Here is an 18041-nt window from a genome sequence, read left to right as displayed (position 1 = left end):
GGTTCAGGGGCTTTCGGGGGTGTAGGCCGCGGACAGGTCCTCGCTCAGGGTCTTCGCGGTGAAGCGGTCGTCGATCCGGGCGCGGGCCTCGGCGACCATGCGGGCGGCCTCGCGCGGGTGGTCCAGCAGATGGGCGACGGCCCTCGCGAGCGCGTCGGGCCGCTGCGGCGGCACCAGCAGCCCCGTGCGCCCCGGCACCACCACGTCCGGTACGGCGTTGACGGCCGTCGCCACCACCGGTATGCCGCACACCATCGCCTCGACGACGGCGACCGGCAGTCCCTCGTAGCGGCTCGGCAGCGCGAAGACGTCGAAGGCGGGCAGCAGGTCCGGGACGTCGGCACGCTCCCCGGGAAACAGCACCGGAGCCCCGTCCCGCTCCGCCAGCCGGCTCACCTCGCCGGCGAGTTCGCCGCCACCGAGCCACACCCCGGTCAGGCCGGGGCGGTGGCGCAGCGCGGCCAGTGCCCGGACGAACGCCTCCGGATGTTTCTGGTACGCCAGGCGGCCGACCGCGCCCACCACCGGCCCCGGGCCGGTCAGACCGAGCGCGGCGCGGGCCCGGGACCGCGCGGCCGGAGTCCTGACGGGCGCGTCCTGTCCGACCGGCACCCCGATCGTGCGCACCCGCTCCGGGGCCACCAGACCGCGCCTGATCACTTCCACGGAGACCGCCGTTCCCACGCACAGCGCCACGTCCGTGCAGCGTCCGAGCCGCCGCTCGATGCCCGCGTACAGACCGCGCCGCGCGGCGGACTCGAACTTGTGGTAGGGCAGACCGTGGAAGGTGTGCACGATGCGCGGGACGCCCGTGCGGTGCGCGGCGAGCCGTCCCAGTGCGCCCGCCTTGGCGCTGTGCGTGTGCACCACGTCGAACCGGCGGCGGGCGAAGAGCCGCGTCAGCCGGTGCAGGGCCCGCACGTCGTCGGCGGGGGAGACGGGCGAGACCAGCGCGGGCTCGACGACCACCTCGATGCCGGCTTCACGGGCGACGCCGAGCAGCCGCTCGCCGCGTCCGGTGACGATCGTCGGGCGGAATGCCGCGGGATCCAGGCCCAGGGCGCCGCGCAGCGCCACGACGCCGGCGCCGGCCTCGAACCGGGTGACGACGACCGCCACCGTCCGTGCGGTCATGGCCGCTCCTCCGTCCGTGCGACGGGCCTGGAGACCAGGCCGTACAGTGCGGCGAGTCCTTCGTCCGGCCGGTCCCCGAGCACCAGTTCGTCGGCGGGGAGCAGGTGGGCGAGCTCCTGCGCGGCCCCGGTGACCGGCGGATGCGCCGGCCCCAGGCCGGTGCCGAGCGCCAGTGCCGCCGCGAAGGGCCAGTACCGTCGCAGCTCACCTGCCATGTAGGTGCCGGCGACCAGCGACCGCGCCGCTTGTGCGGGGTCGGCGGGGCGTACCGACGGCCGTGCGCCGGGGCGCCGGCACAGCACCACCAGCCGGTCCGGGCGCAGGCTGTCCACCCGGCTCGGCAGCGGGCGTTCGGAGCGCCCGTACGCCATCCGCCGGCCGCCGCCGCCCTCCACCCGCACCGGTTCGACCAGCCCGAACACATCCCGGCCGTCGGTGACGCACAGGTTGTCGGCGCAGGCGCGCCCCCCGTCGGCGACGGCCCGCAGCAGCAGGGTGGAGCGGCCCGTCCCGCCCGGTCCGGCCAGCAGCGGGACCGAGCCGCCGAGGGTCACGGCTCCGGCGTGGAGGGGCACCCGGCCGTGGTGCCCGGCCCACCACAGCGCCGGGTACTGCAGCAGGACCGCGCGGACCAGCAGGTGGAACCGGGAGCGCAGCAGCCGCGCGGCGATCCGTTCCCGGGCCGGAGGCCGCCACCGGGCCCGCACCTGCAGCTGCTCGGCGACGACGGTCAGGCACAGGTCGAAACCGCTCCCGCAAGCGTTGTGCAGCACCACGGAACGATCCCGGACGTGAGCGCCGCGGGCGAGCGGCCGCCACCCGCGGATGTCGAAGGGACGGTGCTGCGGTTCCACCTCGACCCGCACGTCGGCCCCGGTCCCGTCGGCGGGCCGCCAGGCGCCGGCGCCGCCCTCCGCCAGCAGCCGGGCGACGGGGGACCAGCGGCAGTCGACCACGAGCCGCTCCCCGGCCTGGACCAGCAGCGCGCGCACCCCCATCACCTCGGTCGTGAGCGATGGCGGCGGACGGGGTCGGCGAGCACTCCGACGACCGGCCAGCCGGTCGTCGCGAGAACGTCCTGTACGCGGCGCAGCTCCGCGTAGTCCGGGAGCGCGGGCTCCACGGGAACCAGGCCGTACCTGCCGCTGTCGGAGACATCGTCGACCTGGTGCAACGCGCGCACCCGGAGCGCGGCGGCGCGAGCCGCGGCGGCCACCTTGACACGGCCGTCGGTCTGCACCGGTTCGTCGCGGACCGCCGTGGCCGAGCCCATGCCGGCGAGCGCGCCGAGGCCGCCGCCGGCGTCTCTGCGGCCGCCGTTGCTGTCCGCGGGCCCGGCGGCTTCCGCCGCTGCCGGGGATTCGGAGGGTGCCGCCGGAGACCACGGGCCGGCCCGTCCGGCGCGCGGCGTCGTGCCGTGGGCGCCGCCGAGCCGGGACTCCAGATCCCGTGCCAGGGCCGCCAGCCAGGCGTCGGGGGCCGGCCCGGTCAGGACGAGCGTTCCCACGCGGCGGCGGGCGGCGGCCCGGCGCAGCGTGACGAGAGTGTCGGCGTCGACCGTGGGCGGCGCGTCGGGGTCGGCCCGGTGCCACCGGCGGCCGGTCGTGCCGAGCCTGCCCAGCACCGGGGCGCCGAGCTCACGGCCGAAGGCGCCCTGTCCGGCCACGTGCGGCCGGACGACCTCCAGCAGAGCCGCCACCAGCAGCCCGGCCACCAGTCCCATCGCCCCGGCCAGAGCCAGGCGGATGACGGACAGCGGGGGTACCGGCGTGGCGTCGGAGGCGGAGGACAGCAGCGAGGCCGTCCGGTCGCCGAGCCCGGCGGCCTGCGCGGCGCGCAGCGAGCTCTGCACGTCGAGGATCTGCTGGTCGATGGAGCCCAGCTGGGCGGTCAGTCGGCCGGCCTCCGCCTCGTCCGCGGCCTGCGGCAGCTTCGCCGCGACGCGCAGCCGCTCCTGCTGCAGTGCGCGCTCGCGGTCGGTCAGCTGGGTGACGAGCACGTTCCCCGAACCGTTGAAGAACGCCACCAGCTCCTCGGACAGCGCCCCGGCGAGCTTCTCCGCCGTACGCGGGTCGGGGTCGGTGACCTTGAGATTGAACACCGCGGAGCCGCCGAGCCGGGAGACCGTCGTCTCGTGGCCCACCTGGCTCTGGCTGCGGTCGTCGACCCGGGACTTCTTCAGGGCGGCCTTGACCACGGAACCACTGGTGGCGACGGCCCGTACGCGGCTCAGCATGGCGTTGGCCTGCACGTCGGTGGTGGGCAGCGTGGCGGAGGCCTGGACACGCGCCGTGGAGACGTAGGCCCGTGCGTCGCGCAGCTCGAACGCGCCCACCAGCAGCATGGGCAGCAGCACGAACACGACGAGCAGCCGCCAGTGGCCGCCGAGGGTGCGCCGCACGGCTTCGTTGAATTCCATGACGTGTCCCTTACGGTCGGAAAAGGCGCATCCGTGCGCGGGGGGCGATGATCGGTGTGAGGGTGTCCCGACGTCCGAGGGAGACATGCCGATGACCGACTCCGAGACCCGGGGCCGACGGCCGCGCAGGCGCCACGTCCTGGCCGTGGTCGGAGTCCTGGTGGCCGGCTCGCTCGCCGCCGGATGCCCCCAGTCGCCGGACCGTCCGCCGGAGCGAGCGGCCCCGTTCCCGTCCGTGGCCCTCAACACCCACGACCAGGACACGGCCCGCTACGGCTACAGCCTCGCCGACGTCAATCCCGCCCATCTCGACGAGACTCCCGCGGGCCAGCGGGCGCTGGTCTGGCTGGGCGGCTACGACAAGGAGAACTGCGGCTGGAAGTGGAGCGACGACGAGGTCAAGAAGCAGTTCGAGCGCTACGGTCTCGCCGGGTCGACCCGGGTCGCGGGCTACTTCGTGGCGGACGAGCCGAACACCAATCTCAACTGCCCCCAGGCCGCCGCCGACGTCCGCGAGCGGGCGGCCCTGGTGCGATCCCTCGACCCGGACACCGACCGCTTCACGCTCGTCAACGTCGACGACCCGAACCAGTTCGCCGATTTCCGCGGCACGACGGACGTGATGAGCGTCGACGTCTATCCCTGCCTGGTCGGCAAGCCCTGCGACTGGTCGAAGATCCCGAACGCCATCGCCCGGCTGCGGGAAGCCGGGGTCACCCGCTACATGGGCATGCTCCAGGCGTTCTCCTTCGAGCAGTGGCGCTGGCCCACGGCCGACGAGCTGAGCGGCATGATCGCCCAGTGGCAGCGTTCCGACTGGGAGGGGCAGCTGACGTTCGCCTGGGAGTACGCGGGCGGCCGCCTGGCGGACCATCCTGACCTGCTCAAGGTTCTGCGCAGGCTCAACCTGGCACCACACGAGCTCTTTCCCCTTCCTGAGTCCGCTCCCTGACCTGGGCCTGCGCGGGGAATCCGGGCAGCATCCGGGCGAGCAGCCGCCGTACTTCCGCACGGTCGTTGGTGTCCGCCGCGGCGTACAGGGCAGGCAGGCAGCCGAGCGCCGTGGCGACCTCGTCCCGGGAGGTCGGTGCGGCGGCGTGGATGCGCGGGTGGCGGGTGGGCAGGTGCACCTCGTGCTCGGCGAACAGCGTCTCGCGCAGCTTCTCGCCCGCCTGCAGCCCGGTGAACTCGATCTCCGGGTCGGGCACATGCAGCGCCTGCGCGACGGTGCGCACCAGGTCGAGGATGCGTACCTGCTCGCCCATGTCGAGGACGAACACCTCGCCGCCCCTCGCCATCCTGGCCGCTTCCAGGACCAGTCCGACGGCCTCCGACACGGTCATGAAGAACCGCGCGACGTCCGGATGGGTCACCGTCACCGCCCGGCCCGAGCCGAGCTGCTCCGCCAGCACGGTGAGCAGCGACCCGCGGCTGCCGAGTACGTTGCCGAACCGCACCGACGTCAGCACGGTGGAGGCGCCCGCCCGGTCCTGCACGATGAGCTCGGCCACCCGTTTGGTCGCCCCGAGCACCGAGACCGGGTCGGCGGCCTTGTCGGTGGAGATGAGCACGAAGCGCTCCGCCTGCACGGCGAGCGCGGCGCGTACGACGTTGTCGGTGCCGGTCACATTGGACTTCACCCCCTCGCAAGGGTGACGCTCCAGCAGCGGCAGGTGCTTGTGCGCGGCCGCGTGGAAGACCACGTCGGGGCGTAGCTCGGCGAACACCTGGTCGATCCGCGCCCGGTCGCGGATGTCCGAGATGACGATGTCGTCGCCGTGGAGGGCGGAGCCGTACAGTTCCAGCCCGAGCCGTTGCAGATGGGACTCGTCGTGATCGAGGAGGAACAGCCGGCTCGGCTGGAGGCGACGTACCTGTCGGCACAGCTCGCTGCCGATCGATCCGCCCGCTCCGGTCACCAGCACGCGCCGGCCGGCGATGACGGCGCCGGTGCCGGGCCGGGTCACGGCGATCGCGCCGCGGCCGGTCAGCCGGCGGACGTCCACCGCGTCCAGATCGCCGCCGACCACGTCACGGCGCAGCGCGGCGACGTAGGACGGCAGGTGGCGCACGCTCGCCCCGCAGGCCTCCGCCGCGAGGGCGACCTGCCGGAACCGGCGTGGGGCGAGTCCCGGGATGGCGACCACGACGACTTGGATGCGGTGCTTCAGGACCACCGCCGCGGTGTCGTCGAGGCCGCCCAGTACGTCCAGCCCGGCCACATGCCGCTTGGCCGGGTCGTCGTCCAGCAGGGCGACCGGCCGCAGCCCGTGGCGTGCGTCGCGCTGAAGATCGCGGACCAGCGCTCGCCCGGCTTCGCCGGCACCTATCACCAAGGTACGCATGCCGACGGTCTGCTGTGCCGTCATGACGGCCTCCTCAGAGAGGTGCCCCTCTGTATGTTTACGCCGTATGCGTACAATTCCACCGATCGGGCGCGTTAGTCAAGATATTGACTTTCGGGGCAATCGCGACGAATCTGTATATATACGTTGTAAACGTACGCAGGAGGGTGATCGTGAGCCCGCCCATCGAGGAGTACGCCCTCCTCAGCGATATGGAGACGGCCGCGATGGTCGGCCGCAGCGGATCGGTCGACTGGCTGTGCCTGCCCCGGTTCGACTCGCCGGCCTGCATGGCCGCGCTGCTCGGAGACCCTGGCAACGGCTGCTGGCGGTTGGCTCCCGCGGACGCGGCGCCGGTCTGTACCCGCCGGGCGTACCGGCAGGACACCCTGGTGCTGGACACGTGGTGGGAGACACCGGACGGCGCTGTGCGGATCACCGACTTCATGCCGCCGCGCGGGGGCATGCCCTGCCTGGTGCGCGTGGTGGAGGGCCTGTCGGGGGCCGTCCGGCTGCGCAGCGAGCTGCGGCTGCGCTTCCATCAGGGGCGCGTGGTGCCATGGGTGCGCGTCCGCGAAGGCTGCACCATCTCCGTCGCAGGGCCGGACGCCGTCTGGATGAGCGCCGACGGGCCGCTGCACCTGCACGGCCGCGAGGACACCACCGTCGCCGAGTTCACCGTACCCGCGCACCGCCGGCTGGCCCTCACGCTGGCCTGGGCACCCTCCCACCTCCCCGAGCCTCCGGTGACCCTCGCTGTGCCTGCCGAGACCCTGCTGAAGGAGACGGCCGGTTTCTGGCGCGGCTGGGCCGGGCGCTGCACCTACCAGGGAGAGTGGCGGGACGCCGTCGTACGGTCCCTGATCACGCTCAAAGCCCTCACGTACGCGCCCACCGGAGGAATCGTCGCCGCCCCCACCACGTCGCTGCCCGCGTGCGTCGGCGGGCAGCGCAACTTCGACCACCGGCACTGCTGGCTGCGCGACTCCACCCTGGCCCAGGCCTGCCTGCTGCGCGGTGGCCACCGCGAGGAGGCAGTGGCATGGCTGGACTGGCTGGTGCGTGCCGTCGCCGGTGACCCCGCAGGGCTCCAGGCCGTCTACGGCCTCGGCGGGCAGCGCCTGCTGCCGGAGACCGAGGCCGACTGGCTGCCCGGCTACGAGGAGTCACAGCCGGTCCGGTTCGGCTGTCTTCCGGCGGGCCAGTTCCAGCTCGACGTGTACGGCGAGGTCCTCGACGCCCTGTACGTGGCTCTGCGAGCGGGTGTTCCGCTGCCCGCGCATGTCTGGGAACTGGTCGAGGTGCTGATGGGGTTTTTGCTTCGGCACTGGCACGAGCCCGACCAGGGACTGTGGCAGGTCCGCGGCCCCCGGCGGCAGTTCGTGCATTCCAAGGTCATGGCCTGGGTGGCCGCCGACCGTGCGCTGCGCATGGGCGAGCTGCTCGGCCGCAACGGCTCCTCGGGCCAGTGGCGCGCGATGCGGCAGCAGGTGCACCGCGAGGTCTGCCGGAAGGGCTGGGACCCGGAGCAGCAGTCCTTCGTCCAGTACTACGGCTCCGGCGCCCTGGACGCCGCTGCCCTGCTGATGCCCCGGGTCGGCTTCCTGCCCGCCGCCGACCGGCGGGTGCGCGGCACCGTGCGGGCCGTGCGGGCCCTCGACGAGGGCGGGTTCCTGCACCGTTACACGCCGGGCGGTGACGGGGTGCACACCGTGGACGGCATGGCCGGTCGTGAAGGGGCGTTCGTCTCCTCCTCCCTGTGGTACGCGGACGCCCTGGCCGCGACCGGCCATGTCCCTGAGGCGCGCGAGGCCTTCGAGCGGGTCCTCGCCGTCCGGAACGACGTCGGACTGCTGGCGGAACAGTGGGATCCGGCGGCCCGGCGGCAACGGGGGAACGTCCCGCAGGCCGTCAGCCACGCCGCGCTGGCCGAGACGGCGTACCTGCTGTCCGCGCTGTCATCAGCACCATCCCGGAGTCGCCGTAGTCCGGCAGCGTCGGATCGGCGTCGATCCGGGTCACCGCGGGCTCCTCGGTCAGCGGTGCGAACACCGACCTGACGGTGTCCGCGTCCACCGGGCAGCCCGGCCAGAGCGAGGCGCGGCCGATCCGGTACGTGGGCATGTTCTCCATGAACGCGGCGACCAGGTGTCCGCCCGGCGCGACGGACGCCGCGAACGTCCGGCACAGCGCCTCGAACTCCGCGCGGTCCTCGGTCACGCTCTCCGCCACGAAGTGCATCGACGCCAGCCCGTACGTCCCCGGTGGTACGGCCCGGACGTCGCCGTGGACGACCCGCACCGGCGCCAGCGTCCGCGCCGGTGTCGCCGGCAGCGCGGGCAGGAGCTGGCGGCACAGCGCGTGGAACGGCCGCCACTCCGCGTCGGGCCCGCGGTGCAGCTGCCGCCGCAGATAGGCCACGTTGGCGGCGCCCGCCTCCACGGCGTCGACCCGGCGGCTCACGGCGGCGGCCAGCATCAGCGGGTACAGGTTGGGTCCCGCGCCGAACTCCACCGCGCGGGCGATGCTCCCCGGTGGGAGCGTGCGGTAGAACGCCGCGTGGTGGGCGATGACCGCCGCGTCGCTCGGGTGCAGGGTGCGGTAGTTCTCGGCGAGGTAGTCCTCGACGGGCCAGCGGTCCCAGTCCACGTCGTCGTTGCGGACCGGCTCGGAGGTGCGCCGGGGCGCGGGCACGGCGGGCTCACTCCCGCGGACGCAGGACGGAGCGCTCGGCGAGCAGGCTCAGCGTGTCGTTGAGCCGGTCGATGTCCTCGTCGGAGTTGAGCGCCGTGAGCTGGATGCGGAAGCCGACCCGGTCGCGCGGGACCAGCGGATAGGCCGCGACCGTCACGTAGATGCCCCGGTCCCACAGCAACCGCACGACGTCGTCCAGGTCCGCGCTGTCGGCGAGCGGCAGCTCGACGATCGGGAAGCCCTGCTCGCCCGGGGTGTGGACACCGAGACGGCGGACGTGGTCGAGGACGCGGAGCGTCTTGCGGTGAAGGTCGGCGCGGATCAGGTCCCCGCGCCGTTCGTTGACCTCCAGACCCGCGAGCACGGTCGCCAGGGAGGCCGTCGGGGACGGACCCGAGTACAGGTACGGGCCCGCGGCCACCTTGAGCCGGTCCTTCAGCCGCGGCGGCAGCGCGAGGAAGGCCAGCAGCGACGAGTACGCCTTGGAGAACCCGCCCACCAGGACGATGCCGTCGTAGCTCTCTCCGGTGTGCCGGACCACGCTGTTGCCGCGCGAGCCGTACGGGCACGTCTCGTGGGCCGAGCGTTCCCCGATGACGCCGAAGCCGTGCGTGTCGTCCACGTACAGCGTCGCGCCCCGCTCCCGGCAGATCCGGGCGAGCAGGGGCAGGTCCGGGCTGGTCCCGCTCATGCTGTCGACGCCGTCCAGGCAGACCAGCCGCGGCCCCGAACCGTTCGCCGCGCGCAGCAGGCCCTCCAGCTCCTCGGGCCGGTCGGCGTGGAAGCGGGTCAGCGTCGCGCCCCGCCCCTGGGCCGAGACACCGCCGTCGTACACGGTCTTGTGGGCCCGCGCCTCGACGAAGACATGGCCCTCGGCGGCCAGGAGCGGGATCACCGAGGCGTGGATCAGGGTCGCGGTGGGCAGCAGCAGCGTGTCCGGCGCGCCGAGGAGCGCGGTCAGGCGCTCCTCGATCTCCGGGTACAGCCGCGGGTTGCCGATCAGCCGCGACCAGCTCGGGTGGGTGCCCCACCGCCGTACGGCGGGCTCGATCGCCTCGATGATCTCCGGATCCCAGTCGAAGCCCAGGTAGTTGCAGGACGCGAAGTCGATCATCCAGTGGTCACCGCTGCGGATGTGCCGGCCGCGCACCTCGTCGAGGACCGCGTCGCTCATCGGGCTGGTGCGCCGCAGGTGATCCAGGTCGCGCCAGCGGGGGTCGGCGCCTACGTCCGGGAGTTCGGCCGCTGTTGCGCGCATGATGTGCTCCCTGTCCGCTCAGCCCTGGGGCTTCGGCCGAGCGCCGTTGCGGTGGTGCAGGACGGCTTCGCTCTCCTCCACTGTCAGCGGTCGTGCGAACAGGAAGCCCTGCCCGAAGCGGCAGCCGATGTCCGCCAGCAGCCGCTGCTGCTCCGGTTTCTCGATGCCCTCGGCGATCACCTGGAGTCCGAGCGTGTCGGCGAGGTGGACGATGCCCTCGACGAGGGCGACCTGCTGCGGATCCGACGGGATCTCGTCGATGAACGACTTGTCGATCTTCAGGACGTCGATGGGGAAGTCGCGCAGGTAGCGCAGTGAGGAGAACCCGGTGCCGAAGTCGTCGACGGCGATGCTCACCCCGAGATCCTTCAGCGCCCGCAGCAGCGCGTCGATCTGCGGGGTCCGCTGCATGAGCACCGACTCGGTCAGTTCCAGCTGGAGGGTGTGCGGGGCGAGCCCGGCGGACTCGACGGCCCGGCACACCTCGTTGAGGAAACCGTTGTCGCGCCACTGCCGGGCGGAGACGTTGACGCTGAGGTACGGCAGCCGCAGGCCGGGCACCCGGCGCTGCAGGCGTGCGATGTCGGCGGTGGAGTTGCGCAGCACCCACGCACCGAGTGCCGAGATCCGCCCGGTCTCCTCGGCCAGCGGGATGAACTGCCCCGGCGGCACGGCGTCCTGCCCGAGCCGCGGCCAGCGGGCCAGCGCCTCGAACCCGACGACCTCACCCGCGCGGATGTCCACGACCGGCTGGTAGCGCAGGTCGAACTCGTGCCGGGCGATCGCGGTGTCCAGCCGCAGCTGGAGGTCGTGGCGGCGCACCATGCGGATGCGCTGCTGCGGCTGGAAGCGCCGCCACTGGCGCTTGCCGGCCGCCTTCGCCGCGTACAGCGCCAGGTCGGCGAGGGCCAGCAGTTCCTCGGCGTCGGTGCTGTCCATCGCGGTGGCCACGCCCACGCTGGCGGAGACGCTCACCGACTCCACCGACAGCTGGAACGGCCGGCTCAGCCGCTGGATCACCTGCGCGGCCAGCAGCTCGGCGTCCAGGGGCTGTTTGGCGTCCTCCATCAGGACGGCGAACTCGTCGCCCCCGAGCCGGGCGGCGGTGTCGGTGCGGCGCAGCGTCGCCGACAGCCGCTCCGCCACGGCGCACAGCAGCCGGTCGCCCACCGAGTGGCCCAGCGTGTCGTTGACGATCTTGAAGTCGTCGAGGTCGATGAAGAGCAGGCAGGTGACCGTCGACTCGCGGCGGCCGCGCAGCAGGGCACGCTGGGTCCGCTCCAGCAGCAGGGTCCGGTTGGGCAGTCCGGTCAGCGAGTCGTGGAAGGCCCGCTGGGTCAGCTCGTGCTCCAGCTGGCGCTGCTCGGTGACGTCCCGCAGGGTGATGACGAGCCCGCCGACGGTCGGGTCCTTGCGCAGGTCCCGGCAGCGCACGTCCACCTCGATACGGGCCTTGTCGCCCTCCACCCACCAGTGGTCGTGCGCCTCCTGCCGGCCGAGGGAGCGCAGGGTCGCCAGGGTCCGGATCACCCGCTTGCGCTCCTGCGGTGCCACCAGGTCCGGCAGTTGCCGGCCGGCCAGCTCGGCGGTGCCGAACACGGCCTCCGCCGACGGACTGGCGTAGCGGACGGTGCTGTCGTCGTTGACGATCAGGATGACGTCCGAGGCGTTGTGCACGAGGGTGCGGAAGTACGCCTCGCTCTCCCGGCGGATGATCTGCCGCCGCAGCGCGAGGCGTTCGCTGGCCAGCGCCGCGTGCGAGGCCAGCAGTTCCAGTGAGCCGCGCACCTCGGCGAGGTTCAGCTCCGGGCCGGCCGCCAGCAGCACGCCGTGGACGCTGCCGCCGGAGGGCTGGATCAGCGGGCACAGCAGAGCGTGCGGCAGGCCGTCCAGCTGGGCGGAGAGCTCCGGTCCGAGCGCGGCGACGGGGACCAGCAGGGTGGGGTGGCGGACGAGGGCGGCCGCATCGTCCTCGGAGGCCGTGCCGCGGTCGGTCACCCAGCGCCCGCTGGTCCAGGTGGTGGTGCGGGCCAGGCGGTCGTAGAGCCGGTCGGCGTCCCGGGGCGACAGGAGGCGGGTCGCGTGCGGGACCTTCGGGCCGAACAGCGCGTTGACGGCCCGGTCGCAGGCCCGCGCGATCTCCTCCGGCCAGACGGCCGCCACCAGCGGGGAGGCCGCGTCACGCAGCGCCTGCTCCCGGGCCACGACCTTGCGGTGCGCCACGACCATCACGGCGAGCCGCAGGATCACCAGCAGGAACAGCACACCGGAGAACGCTGCCAGGGCCGTCGCGTCCTGCACCCGGCCCACCCTCTCCTCGTAGACCAGGACCAGGGGCGGCACGAGGGTGGCGGCCGTCAGCAGCGCCAGCTTGCGCCAGGGCGGCAGCAGGGACTGCGGCGGGACGTCCGCCTCGGTCAGCTCGGCCATGGAGGGGTGCAGCGCGGCGAGGCCCCACGCCGTGTAGAAGACGACCCAGCCGGAGTCCCCGAGGGTGCCCACGTGCCAGGCGTCGTCCATCTGCAGGATGCCGTACGCGATGTCGTTGGCCAGCAGAGCGACGGTACCGAGCACCAGCAGGCGCACCGCGCGGTTGGGGCGGGCGCCGGGGGAGGGGGCGAGCAGCCGGACCAGCATCGCCAGCACCAGGATGTCGCCGAGCGGGTAGGCGACGCTGATCGCCCGTTCCTGCCAGGTGAGGCCGTCCTGCCGGGCGAGCGGCTGCACCAGGTAGACCCAGACCGGCAGCGCCAGCCCGGCGGTGATGATCAGCGCGTCGAGCAGGCTGGGCAGGTCGCGGTCCATCCAGCGGTAGCGCACCAGACCGAACAGACCGGCGGTGAGCAGGGGGTACATGGCCAGGTAGAACGCGTCGGCCGGCGACGGGAACGGGTTGGGCGTGTGGAGGTAGACCTCCTGCACGTTGTAGGCCGTGTCGCCCGCGGTGAAGGAGAGCAGTCCGGCGGCCAGCGCGTACCAGGGCCAGCGGTGCGCGGGCCGGTACAGACGGACCCCGATGACGACGGCGGCGACCCCGCACAGCCCGATGGCGGCCCAGGCGGCCGTACGCAGCTGTGTGGTGGTCATGTACAGGCCCGTCGCGGCCCCGACCAACACAATGAGGATCGCCATCAGCCGCCGGGCGGCCACCACAGGCACGCGCCTCCCCGAATCGGGCCACATCCGGCCGTGCTGGATGCGCCGGCGCGGATGTGCTGGACCGATCCTAAGCGTCCCCTGGTAGGGGTCGCATCTCGTCGTGCCGCCTCTGGTGAGCGCCGACGAGGAGGCCGGGCGAGGGTACCGCGCGGACCGACGGAGCCGCCCCCTTCCGCTCCGTGGGGCGCTGACGGCGCGGCACCGCACGGCGGTCACCCCTTGGCGTCCGGGCGGCGGCGGGCGGAGTCCGCGTAGCCCTGAGGGTTGAGCCGCTGGAAGCGCCAGGCGTCCTGGCAGATGTCACCGAGGCCGCGGGTGGGCCGCCAGCCCCAGGCGCGTTCGACCGCACCGGCGTCCGCGACGAGTTCGGCGACGTCGCACGGGCGGCGGTCGGTGATGTCGTAGGGGATAGGCCGGCCCGACGCGCCGGAGAAGGCGGCGACCACGTCGAGGACGGATCTGCCCTCGCCCACCCCGAGGTTGTACACCTGCATGCCGGGCCCGTCGGCGAGGTGGTCGAGCGCGATCCGGTGGGCCTCGACGGCGTCCATGACGTGCAGGTAGTCGCGCACGGGCGTGCCGTCGGGGGTCGGATAGTCGGCCCCGAAGACGCGGAGCCGGTCGCATCTGCCGACGGCGACCTGCGCGACATGGGGCATCAGGTTCTCCGGCGGGATGCGGGGGTCCTCGCCGAGCAGTCCGCTCGGGTGCGCCCCGGCGGGGCTGGGGCAGCGCAGGCACAGCACCGTGCACTCGGAGCAGTGGCGGCACACGTCCGCGAGGATCTGCTCGCACATCCACTTCGACATGGCGTAAGGCGTCACGGGCCGGATCGGAGTGCTCTCGTCCAGCGGGCCGCGTCCCGCGTCTCCGTAGACCGCGCACGTCGAGGGGTACACGAGCCGGTGCACATCGTGCTCATGCATGGTGTTCATCAGGGCGGTCGTCCCGCCGACATTGGTGTCGTAGTACTCGACGGGCATCCGCACCGACCGGCCCGCCGCCTTCTGCGCGGCGAAGTGCACGACGGCGTCCACGGAGTGGCGGTCGAAGACGGCGGAGAGGGCGCGGCGGTCACGGATGTCCAGCTCGTACACGGCGCCGAGGAAGCGTCCGGCGATGCGGGCGATGCGGGCGAACACCTGCGGTGTGCTGTTGGAGTAGTCGTCCACCACGATGACCTCGTAGCCGTGGTCGAGCAGGTCGACGCAGGCATGACTGCCGAGGAACCCGGCCCCGCCGGTGACGAGGACGGTCGAGGGTGCCCAGGAGGCACCGCTTCCTCCGGTTGCGCTGCGCGTCATGGGGGACGGCTCCTGCGTGCGGGTGGGCGGAACGCCGTATGTTTACGGTGTATATGCCCACTGTGCGCCCGGTCCGGCCCCTGGTCAAGTGGGATTTTCAGGGCCGCACGAGCAACCGGAAGTCGAAGGCGTACCGCGACGCCCGGTAGATGTGCGTGCCGTGCTCCACCGGCCGCCCCGTGTCGTCGTACGCCGTGCGGGTCATCGTCAGCAGCGCCGCGCCCTTCGTCTCGTCCAGCAGGGCCGCCTCCGCGGCCGTCGCGGAGCGGGCGCCGACGGTCTGGTGGGCGCTGTGCAGGGTGATGCCCGCCGCGCGCAGCAGCCGGTACAGGCCGGTCGCCTCCAGCCGGGCCGTGTCCAGGTCGAGCAGGGACGCGGGCAGGTGGTTGCACAGGTACGCCACCGGCTGGCCGTGGGTGCGGCGCAGCCGTTCCAGGACCGTCACCGGGGCGCCCTCGGGCAGGCCGAGGGCGGCGGCGACCTCGGCCGAGGCGGGCACCGTCTCGTTGCGCAGGACCTCGGTGGTGGGCCCCTGCCCCGCCTCTTCCAGGTCGTCGTAGAGACTGCTCAGCTCCAGCGGGCGCCTGACCTTGCTGTGCACGACCTGCGTGCCGACGCCCCGGCGGCGCACCAGGAGCCCCTTGTCGACCAGGGACTGGATGGCCTGGCGGACGGTGGGCCGGGACAGCCCGAGGCGGACCGAGAGGTCGACCTCGTTGCCGAGGAGGTTGCCCGGGGCGAGCGCCCCGCCCTCGATGGCCGCCTCCAGCTGCTGGGCGAGCTGGTGGTACAGCGGCACCGGGCTGCCCCGGTCCAGGGCGAAGTGGACCGCGTCGAGCGCGGTGACGGTCGCGGTGCGGGAGCGGGCGGACGTCCTCGCCACCGGGATCCCCCCTTTCGGGCCGGACTTGTCGGCACGTGCGGTCACAGGTGGCGGCGGCGGGCCGCCACCTGACGGTCGTACTGCTCGCGGGCCCCGATCGCGGCCTCGCGGGAGGCGGTCTCCGCGACCGGTACGTCCCACCAGGCCTCGGCCGGCGGAGCGGTCGGCGCCGGGTCCGTCTCGACGTACACGCACGTCGGCCGGTCCGAGGCGCGGGCCGCGGCGAGCGCGTCGCGCAGCTCGGCGACCGTCTTGGCGCGCAGCACCTCCATGCCGAGGCTGGCCGCGTTGGCCGCCAGGTCGACCGGGAGCGGGGCGCCGGTGAAGGTGCCGTCGGCGGCCCGGTGGCGGTAGGCGGTGCCGAAGCGCTCGGCGCCCACCGACTCCGACAGGCCGCCGATGGAGGCGTAGCCGTGGTTCTGGACGAGGACCAGGTTGACCGGGAGGCCCTCCTGGACGGCGGTGACGATCTCCGTCGGCATCATCAGGTACGTGCCGTCGCCGACCAGGGCCCAGACCACCGCGTCCGGGGCCGCCTGCTGCACGCCGATCGCGGCCGGGATCTCGTAGCCCATGCAGGAGTAGCCGTACTCCAGGTGGTACTGGCGCGGGGAGCGGGCCCGCCACAGCTTGTGCAGGTCGCCGGGGAGCGAACCGGCCGCGTTGATCACCACGTCCGTCTCGCCGACGACCGCGTCCAGGGCGCCCAGCACCTGCGTCTGCGTCGGCACCGCGCTCGGGTCGTCGGCCCGGTAGGCGGCCTCGACGACCTGGTCCCAGCGTTCCTTGCCGGTGCGGTACTCCGTCTCGTAGGCGGGGTCCACGCGATGGCCGTCCAGCGCCTCCGTCAGCCGCTCCAGGCCCGTCCGCGCGTCGCACACCAGGGTGCGCGCGGCGAGCTTGTGCGCGTCGAAGGCGGTGATGTTGATATTCAGGAAGCGGACCTCCGGGTGCTGGAACAGCGTGCCGGAGGCGGTGGTGAAGTCGCTGTGGCGGGTGCCGACGCCGATCACCAGGTCGGCGGTGCGGGCGAGGTCGTCGGCGACCGCGGTGCCGGTGTGGCCGATGCCGCCGAGGTCGGCCGGGTGGTCGTGGCGCAGGGAGCCCTTGCCCGCCTGGGTGGAGGCGACCGGGATGCCGGTGGCCTCGGCGAACGCCCGCAGCGCCGCCTCCGCCTCGCTGTGGTGGACGCCGCCGCCCGCCACCAGCAGGGGCCGCTCGGCCGCCCGGATCGCCCGCACGGCCTCGGCCAGCTCCTCCGGGTCGGGGGCGGGGCGCCGTACCCGCCACACCCGCTCGGCGAAGAACTCCTCCGGCCAGTTGTACGCCTCCGCCTGCACGTCCTGCGGCAGGGCGAGCGTGACGGCGCCGGTCTCCGCCGGGTCGGTGAGCACCCGCATCGCCTGGAGCGCGGAGGCGATGAGCGCCTCGGGGCGGGTGATCCGGTCGAAGAACCGGGAGACCGGCCGCAGCGTGTCGTTGACGGAGACGTCGGCCTCCACCGGGTGCTCCAGCTGCTGCAGCAGCGGGTCTGCGGGGTGCGCCGCGAAGTAGTCGCCCGGCAGGAGCAGCACCGGCAGGCGGTTGATCGTCGCGAGCGCGGCGCCGGTGACCAGGTTGGTCGCGCCCGGCCCGATCGACGTCGTCACGGCCTGCGCGGAGAGCCGGTTGAGCTGGCGGGCGTGGCCGACGGCCGCGTGCACCATCGCCTGCTCGTTGCGGCCCTGGTGGTACGGCATCACGTCCGCGTACTCCACGAGTGCCTGGCCGAGCCCGGCCACGTTGCCGTGGCCGAAGATGCCCCACATGCCGGTGATCAGTCGGCGCCGTACGCCGTCGCGCTCGGTGTGCTGGGCGGCGAGGAACCGCACCAGGGCCTGGGCGGTCGTCAGACGGACACTCATCGGGGGGACCTCCCGGGTGCGGTGTACAGGGGCAGCCGGGGGTCGACGGGCTGCCCGGGCCAGGTGTCGCGGATCCACGCGTGGTCGGGGTGGTCGCAGATCAGCCAGGCCCGCTCGGCCCCCGGACCGGCCATGACGTTGAGGTAGTACATGTGGTGGCCGGGCACCGCCATCGACGGGCCGTGCCAGCCGTCCGGGATGAGGACGACGTCCCCGTCGCGGACCTCCGCCAGCACGTCCGTGCCGCGGCCCCGCCCGGAGGGCGAGACCCGCTGGTAGCCGAGGCCGGGGGTGCCCTCGTGGCCGGCGAACTCGAAGTAGTAGATCTCCTCCAGCACCGACTCCTCGCCCGGCCGGTGCTCGTCGTGCTTGTGCGGCGGGAACGACGACCAGTTGCCGCCCGGCGTGATCACCTCGACCGCGATCAGCCGGTCGCAGTCGAAGACGTCCGCCGCGCCGAAGTTGTTCACCTGCCGGGAGCAGTTCCCGGTGCCGCGCAGCTCCACGGGCACGGAGGAGGCCGGGCCGTAGCGGGCGGGCAAGCGGCGCTCGCACCGGGCTCCGGTGAGCGCGAACCGGCCCCCGCCCGGCGAGGTGACGGTCGTGCGGGCGTCGCGCGGGACGTACGCGAAGTCGCTGACGCCGCTGAAGACGTCCGGGCGGCCGGTCAGCTCGAAGGTCTCCCGGCCGGAGCCGTCCGCGACGGCGACCGTGCAGCCGCCGGCGAGCGGCAGCACGATCCACTCGCTGTCCCCGCTGTCGAAGGTGTGCGCGCCGCCCGGCGGCAGGTCGAGGACCCGCAGGGCGGAGTGGGCCCAGCCGGCCCGCTCGGGCGTGACGTCGACGGCGTAGGGGCCGGCGGCCGCCTTGCCCGCCGGCAGGTGATACGTCATCTCGCTGCCTTTCGTGGCTCCACCGCGCCAGGGGTACCCGGGGCGGCA

At 73.5% G+C, this 18041-nt stretch carries 12 protein-coding genes and 1 pseudogene; 2 read left to right on the top strand and 11 right to left on the bottom strand.

The genetic code is table 11. The annotated features are described in order from the left end of the window. Positions 1-3: 3 nt before the first annotated feature. Genes IE308_RS04735 through IE308_RS04725 form a run of 3 tightly spaced genes read right to left on the bottom strand, consistent with a single transcriptional unit; the run spans position 4 to position 3553 of the window. Positions 4-1134, bottom strand: a complete 1131-nt coding sequence (locus IE308_RS04735; protein ID WP_190216699.1) for a glycosyltransferase family 4 protein — start codon at positions 1132-1134, stop codon at positions 4-6. Further along, a complete protein-coding gene (locus tag IE308_RS04730; protein WP_190216698.1) occupies positions 1131-2126 on the bottom strand; it encodes a hypothetical protein in 996 nt (331 codons plus the stop codon). The genes IE308_RS04735 and IE308_RS04730 overlap by 4 nt, the downstream gene beginning before the upstream one ends. 5 nt (positions 2127-2131) lie before the next feature. Then, the gene (locus IE308_RS04725) at positions 2132-3553 is read right to left on the bottom strand and encodes a GumC domain-containing protein (RefSeq protein ID WP_190216697.1); all 1422 of its coding nucleotides are present in this window, start codon (positions 3551-3553) and stop codon (positions 2132-2134) included. Positions 3554-3644: 91 nt separating this feature from the next. On the opposite strand from IE308_RS04725, the gene IE308_RS04720 reads away from it, so the two are divergent. Further along, complete coding sequence (locus tag IE308_RS04720; protein WP_190216696.1) at positions 3645-4505, top strand: hypothetical protein; 861 nt, start codon at positions 3645-3647, stop codon at positions 4503-4505. Here the strand turns inward: IE308_RS04720 and IE308_RS04715 are convergent. Next, positions 4456-5922 (bottom strand): polysaccharide biosynthesis protein, encoded by a 1467-nt coding sequence (locus tag IE308_RS04715; RefSeq protein WP_190216695.1) that lies wholly within the window; start codon positions 5920-5922, stop codon positions 4456-4458. The genes IE308_RS04720 and IE308_RS04715 overlap by 50 nt on opposite strands. A 149-nt stretch (positions 5923-6071) precedes the next feature. On the opposite strand from IE308_RS04715, the pseudogene IE308_RS04710 reads away from it, so the two are divergent. Then, positions 6072-7907 (top strand): annotated as a pseudogene (locus IE308_RS04710) (glycoside hydrolase family 15 protein); the annotation flags it as partial. Here IE308_RS04710 and IE308_RS04705 read toward each other — a convergent pair. From IE308_RS04705 to iolB, 7 genes are all read right to left on the bottom strand, one after another. Further along, positions 7810-8592: a class I SAM-dependent methyltransferase gene (locus tag IE308_RS04705; protein WP_308440074.1), complete on the bottom strand. Its 783-nt coding sequence runs from the start codon at positions 8590-8592 to the stop codon at positions 7810-7812. The pseudogene IE308_RS04710 and the gene IE308_RS04705 overlap by 98 nt on opposite strands. 7 nt (positions 8593-8599) lie before the next feature. Further along, positions 8600-9850, bottom strand: a complete 1251-nt coding sequence (locus IE308_RS37315) for an aminotransferase class I/II-fold pyridoxal phosphate-dependent enzyme (protein WP_308440073.1) — start codon at positions 9848-9850, stop codon at positions 8600-8602. Positions 9851-9868: 18 nt separating this feature from the next. Beyond that, a complete protein-coding gene (locus IE308_RS04695) occupies positions 9869-13009 on the bottom strand; it encodes a putative bifunctional diguanylate cyclase/phosphodiesterase (RefSeq protein ID WP_308440072.1) in 3141 nt (1046 codons plus the stop codon). A gap of 212 nt (positions 13010-13221) precedes the next feature. Then, positions 13222-14313 (bottom strand): UDP-glucose 4-epimerase GalE, encoded by a 1092-nt coding sequence (gene galE / locus IE308_RS04690; RefSeq protein WP_190216692.1) that lies wholly within the window; start codon positions 14311-14313, stop codon positions 13222-13224. Positions 14314-14410: 97 nt separating this feature from the next. After that, positions 14411-15196 carry a GntR family transcriptional regulator gene (locus IE308_RS04685; protein ID WP_110637295.1) on the bottom strand — a complete coding sequence of 262 codons (786 nt, stop codon included), beginning with the start codon at positions 15194-15196 and terminating at the stop codon, positions 14411-14413. 41 nt (positions 15197-15237) lie between these two features. Next, entirely contained in the window at positions 15238-17100 is a 1863-nt protein-coding gene (gene iolD, locus IE308_RS04680; protein ID WP_190216691.1) for a 3D-(3,5/4)-trihydroxycyclohexane-1,2-dione acylhydrolase (decyclizing), read from the bottom strand. After that, positions 17097-17993: a 5-deoxy-glucuronate isomerase gene (iolB, locus tag IE308_RS04675; protein WP_190216690.1), complete on the bottom strand. Its 897-nt coding sequence runs from the start codon at positions 17991-17993 to the stop codon at positions 17097-17099. Before iolB ends, iolD begins: the two co-directional genes overlap by 4 nt. Positions 17994-18041 lie beyond the last annotated feature (48 nt).

The organism is Streptomyces griseosporeus (assembly GCF_014656055.1).
Lineage (GTDB): Bacteria > Actinomycetota > Actinomycetes > Streptomycetales > Streptomycetaceae > Streptomyces > Streptomyces griseosporeus.
This window is presented reverse-complemented; position numbering and strand designations above follow the sequence as displayed.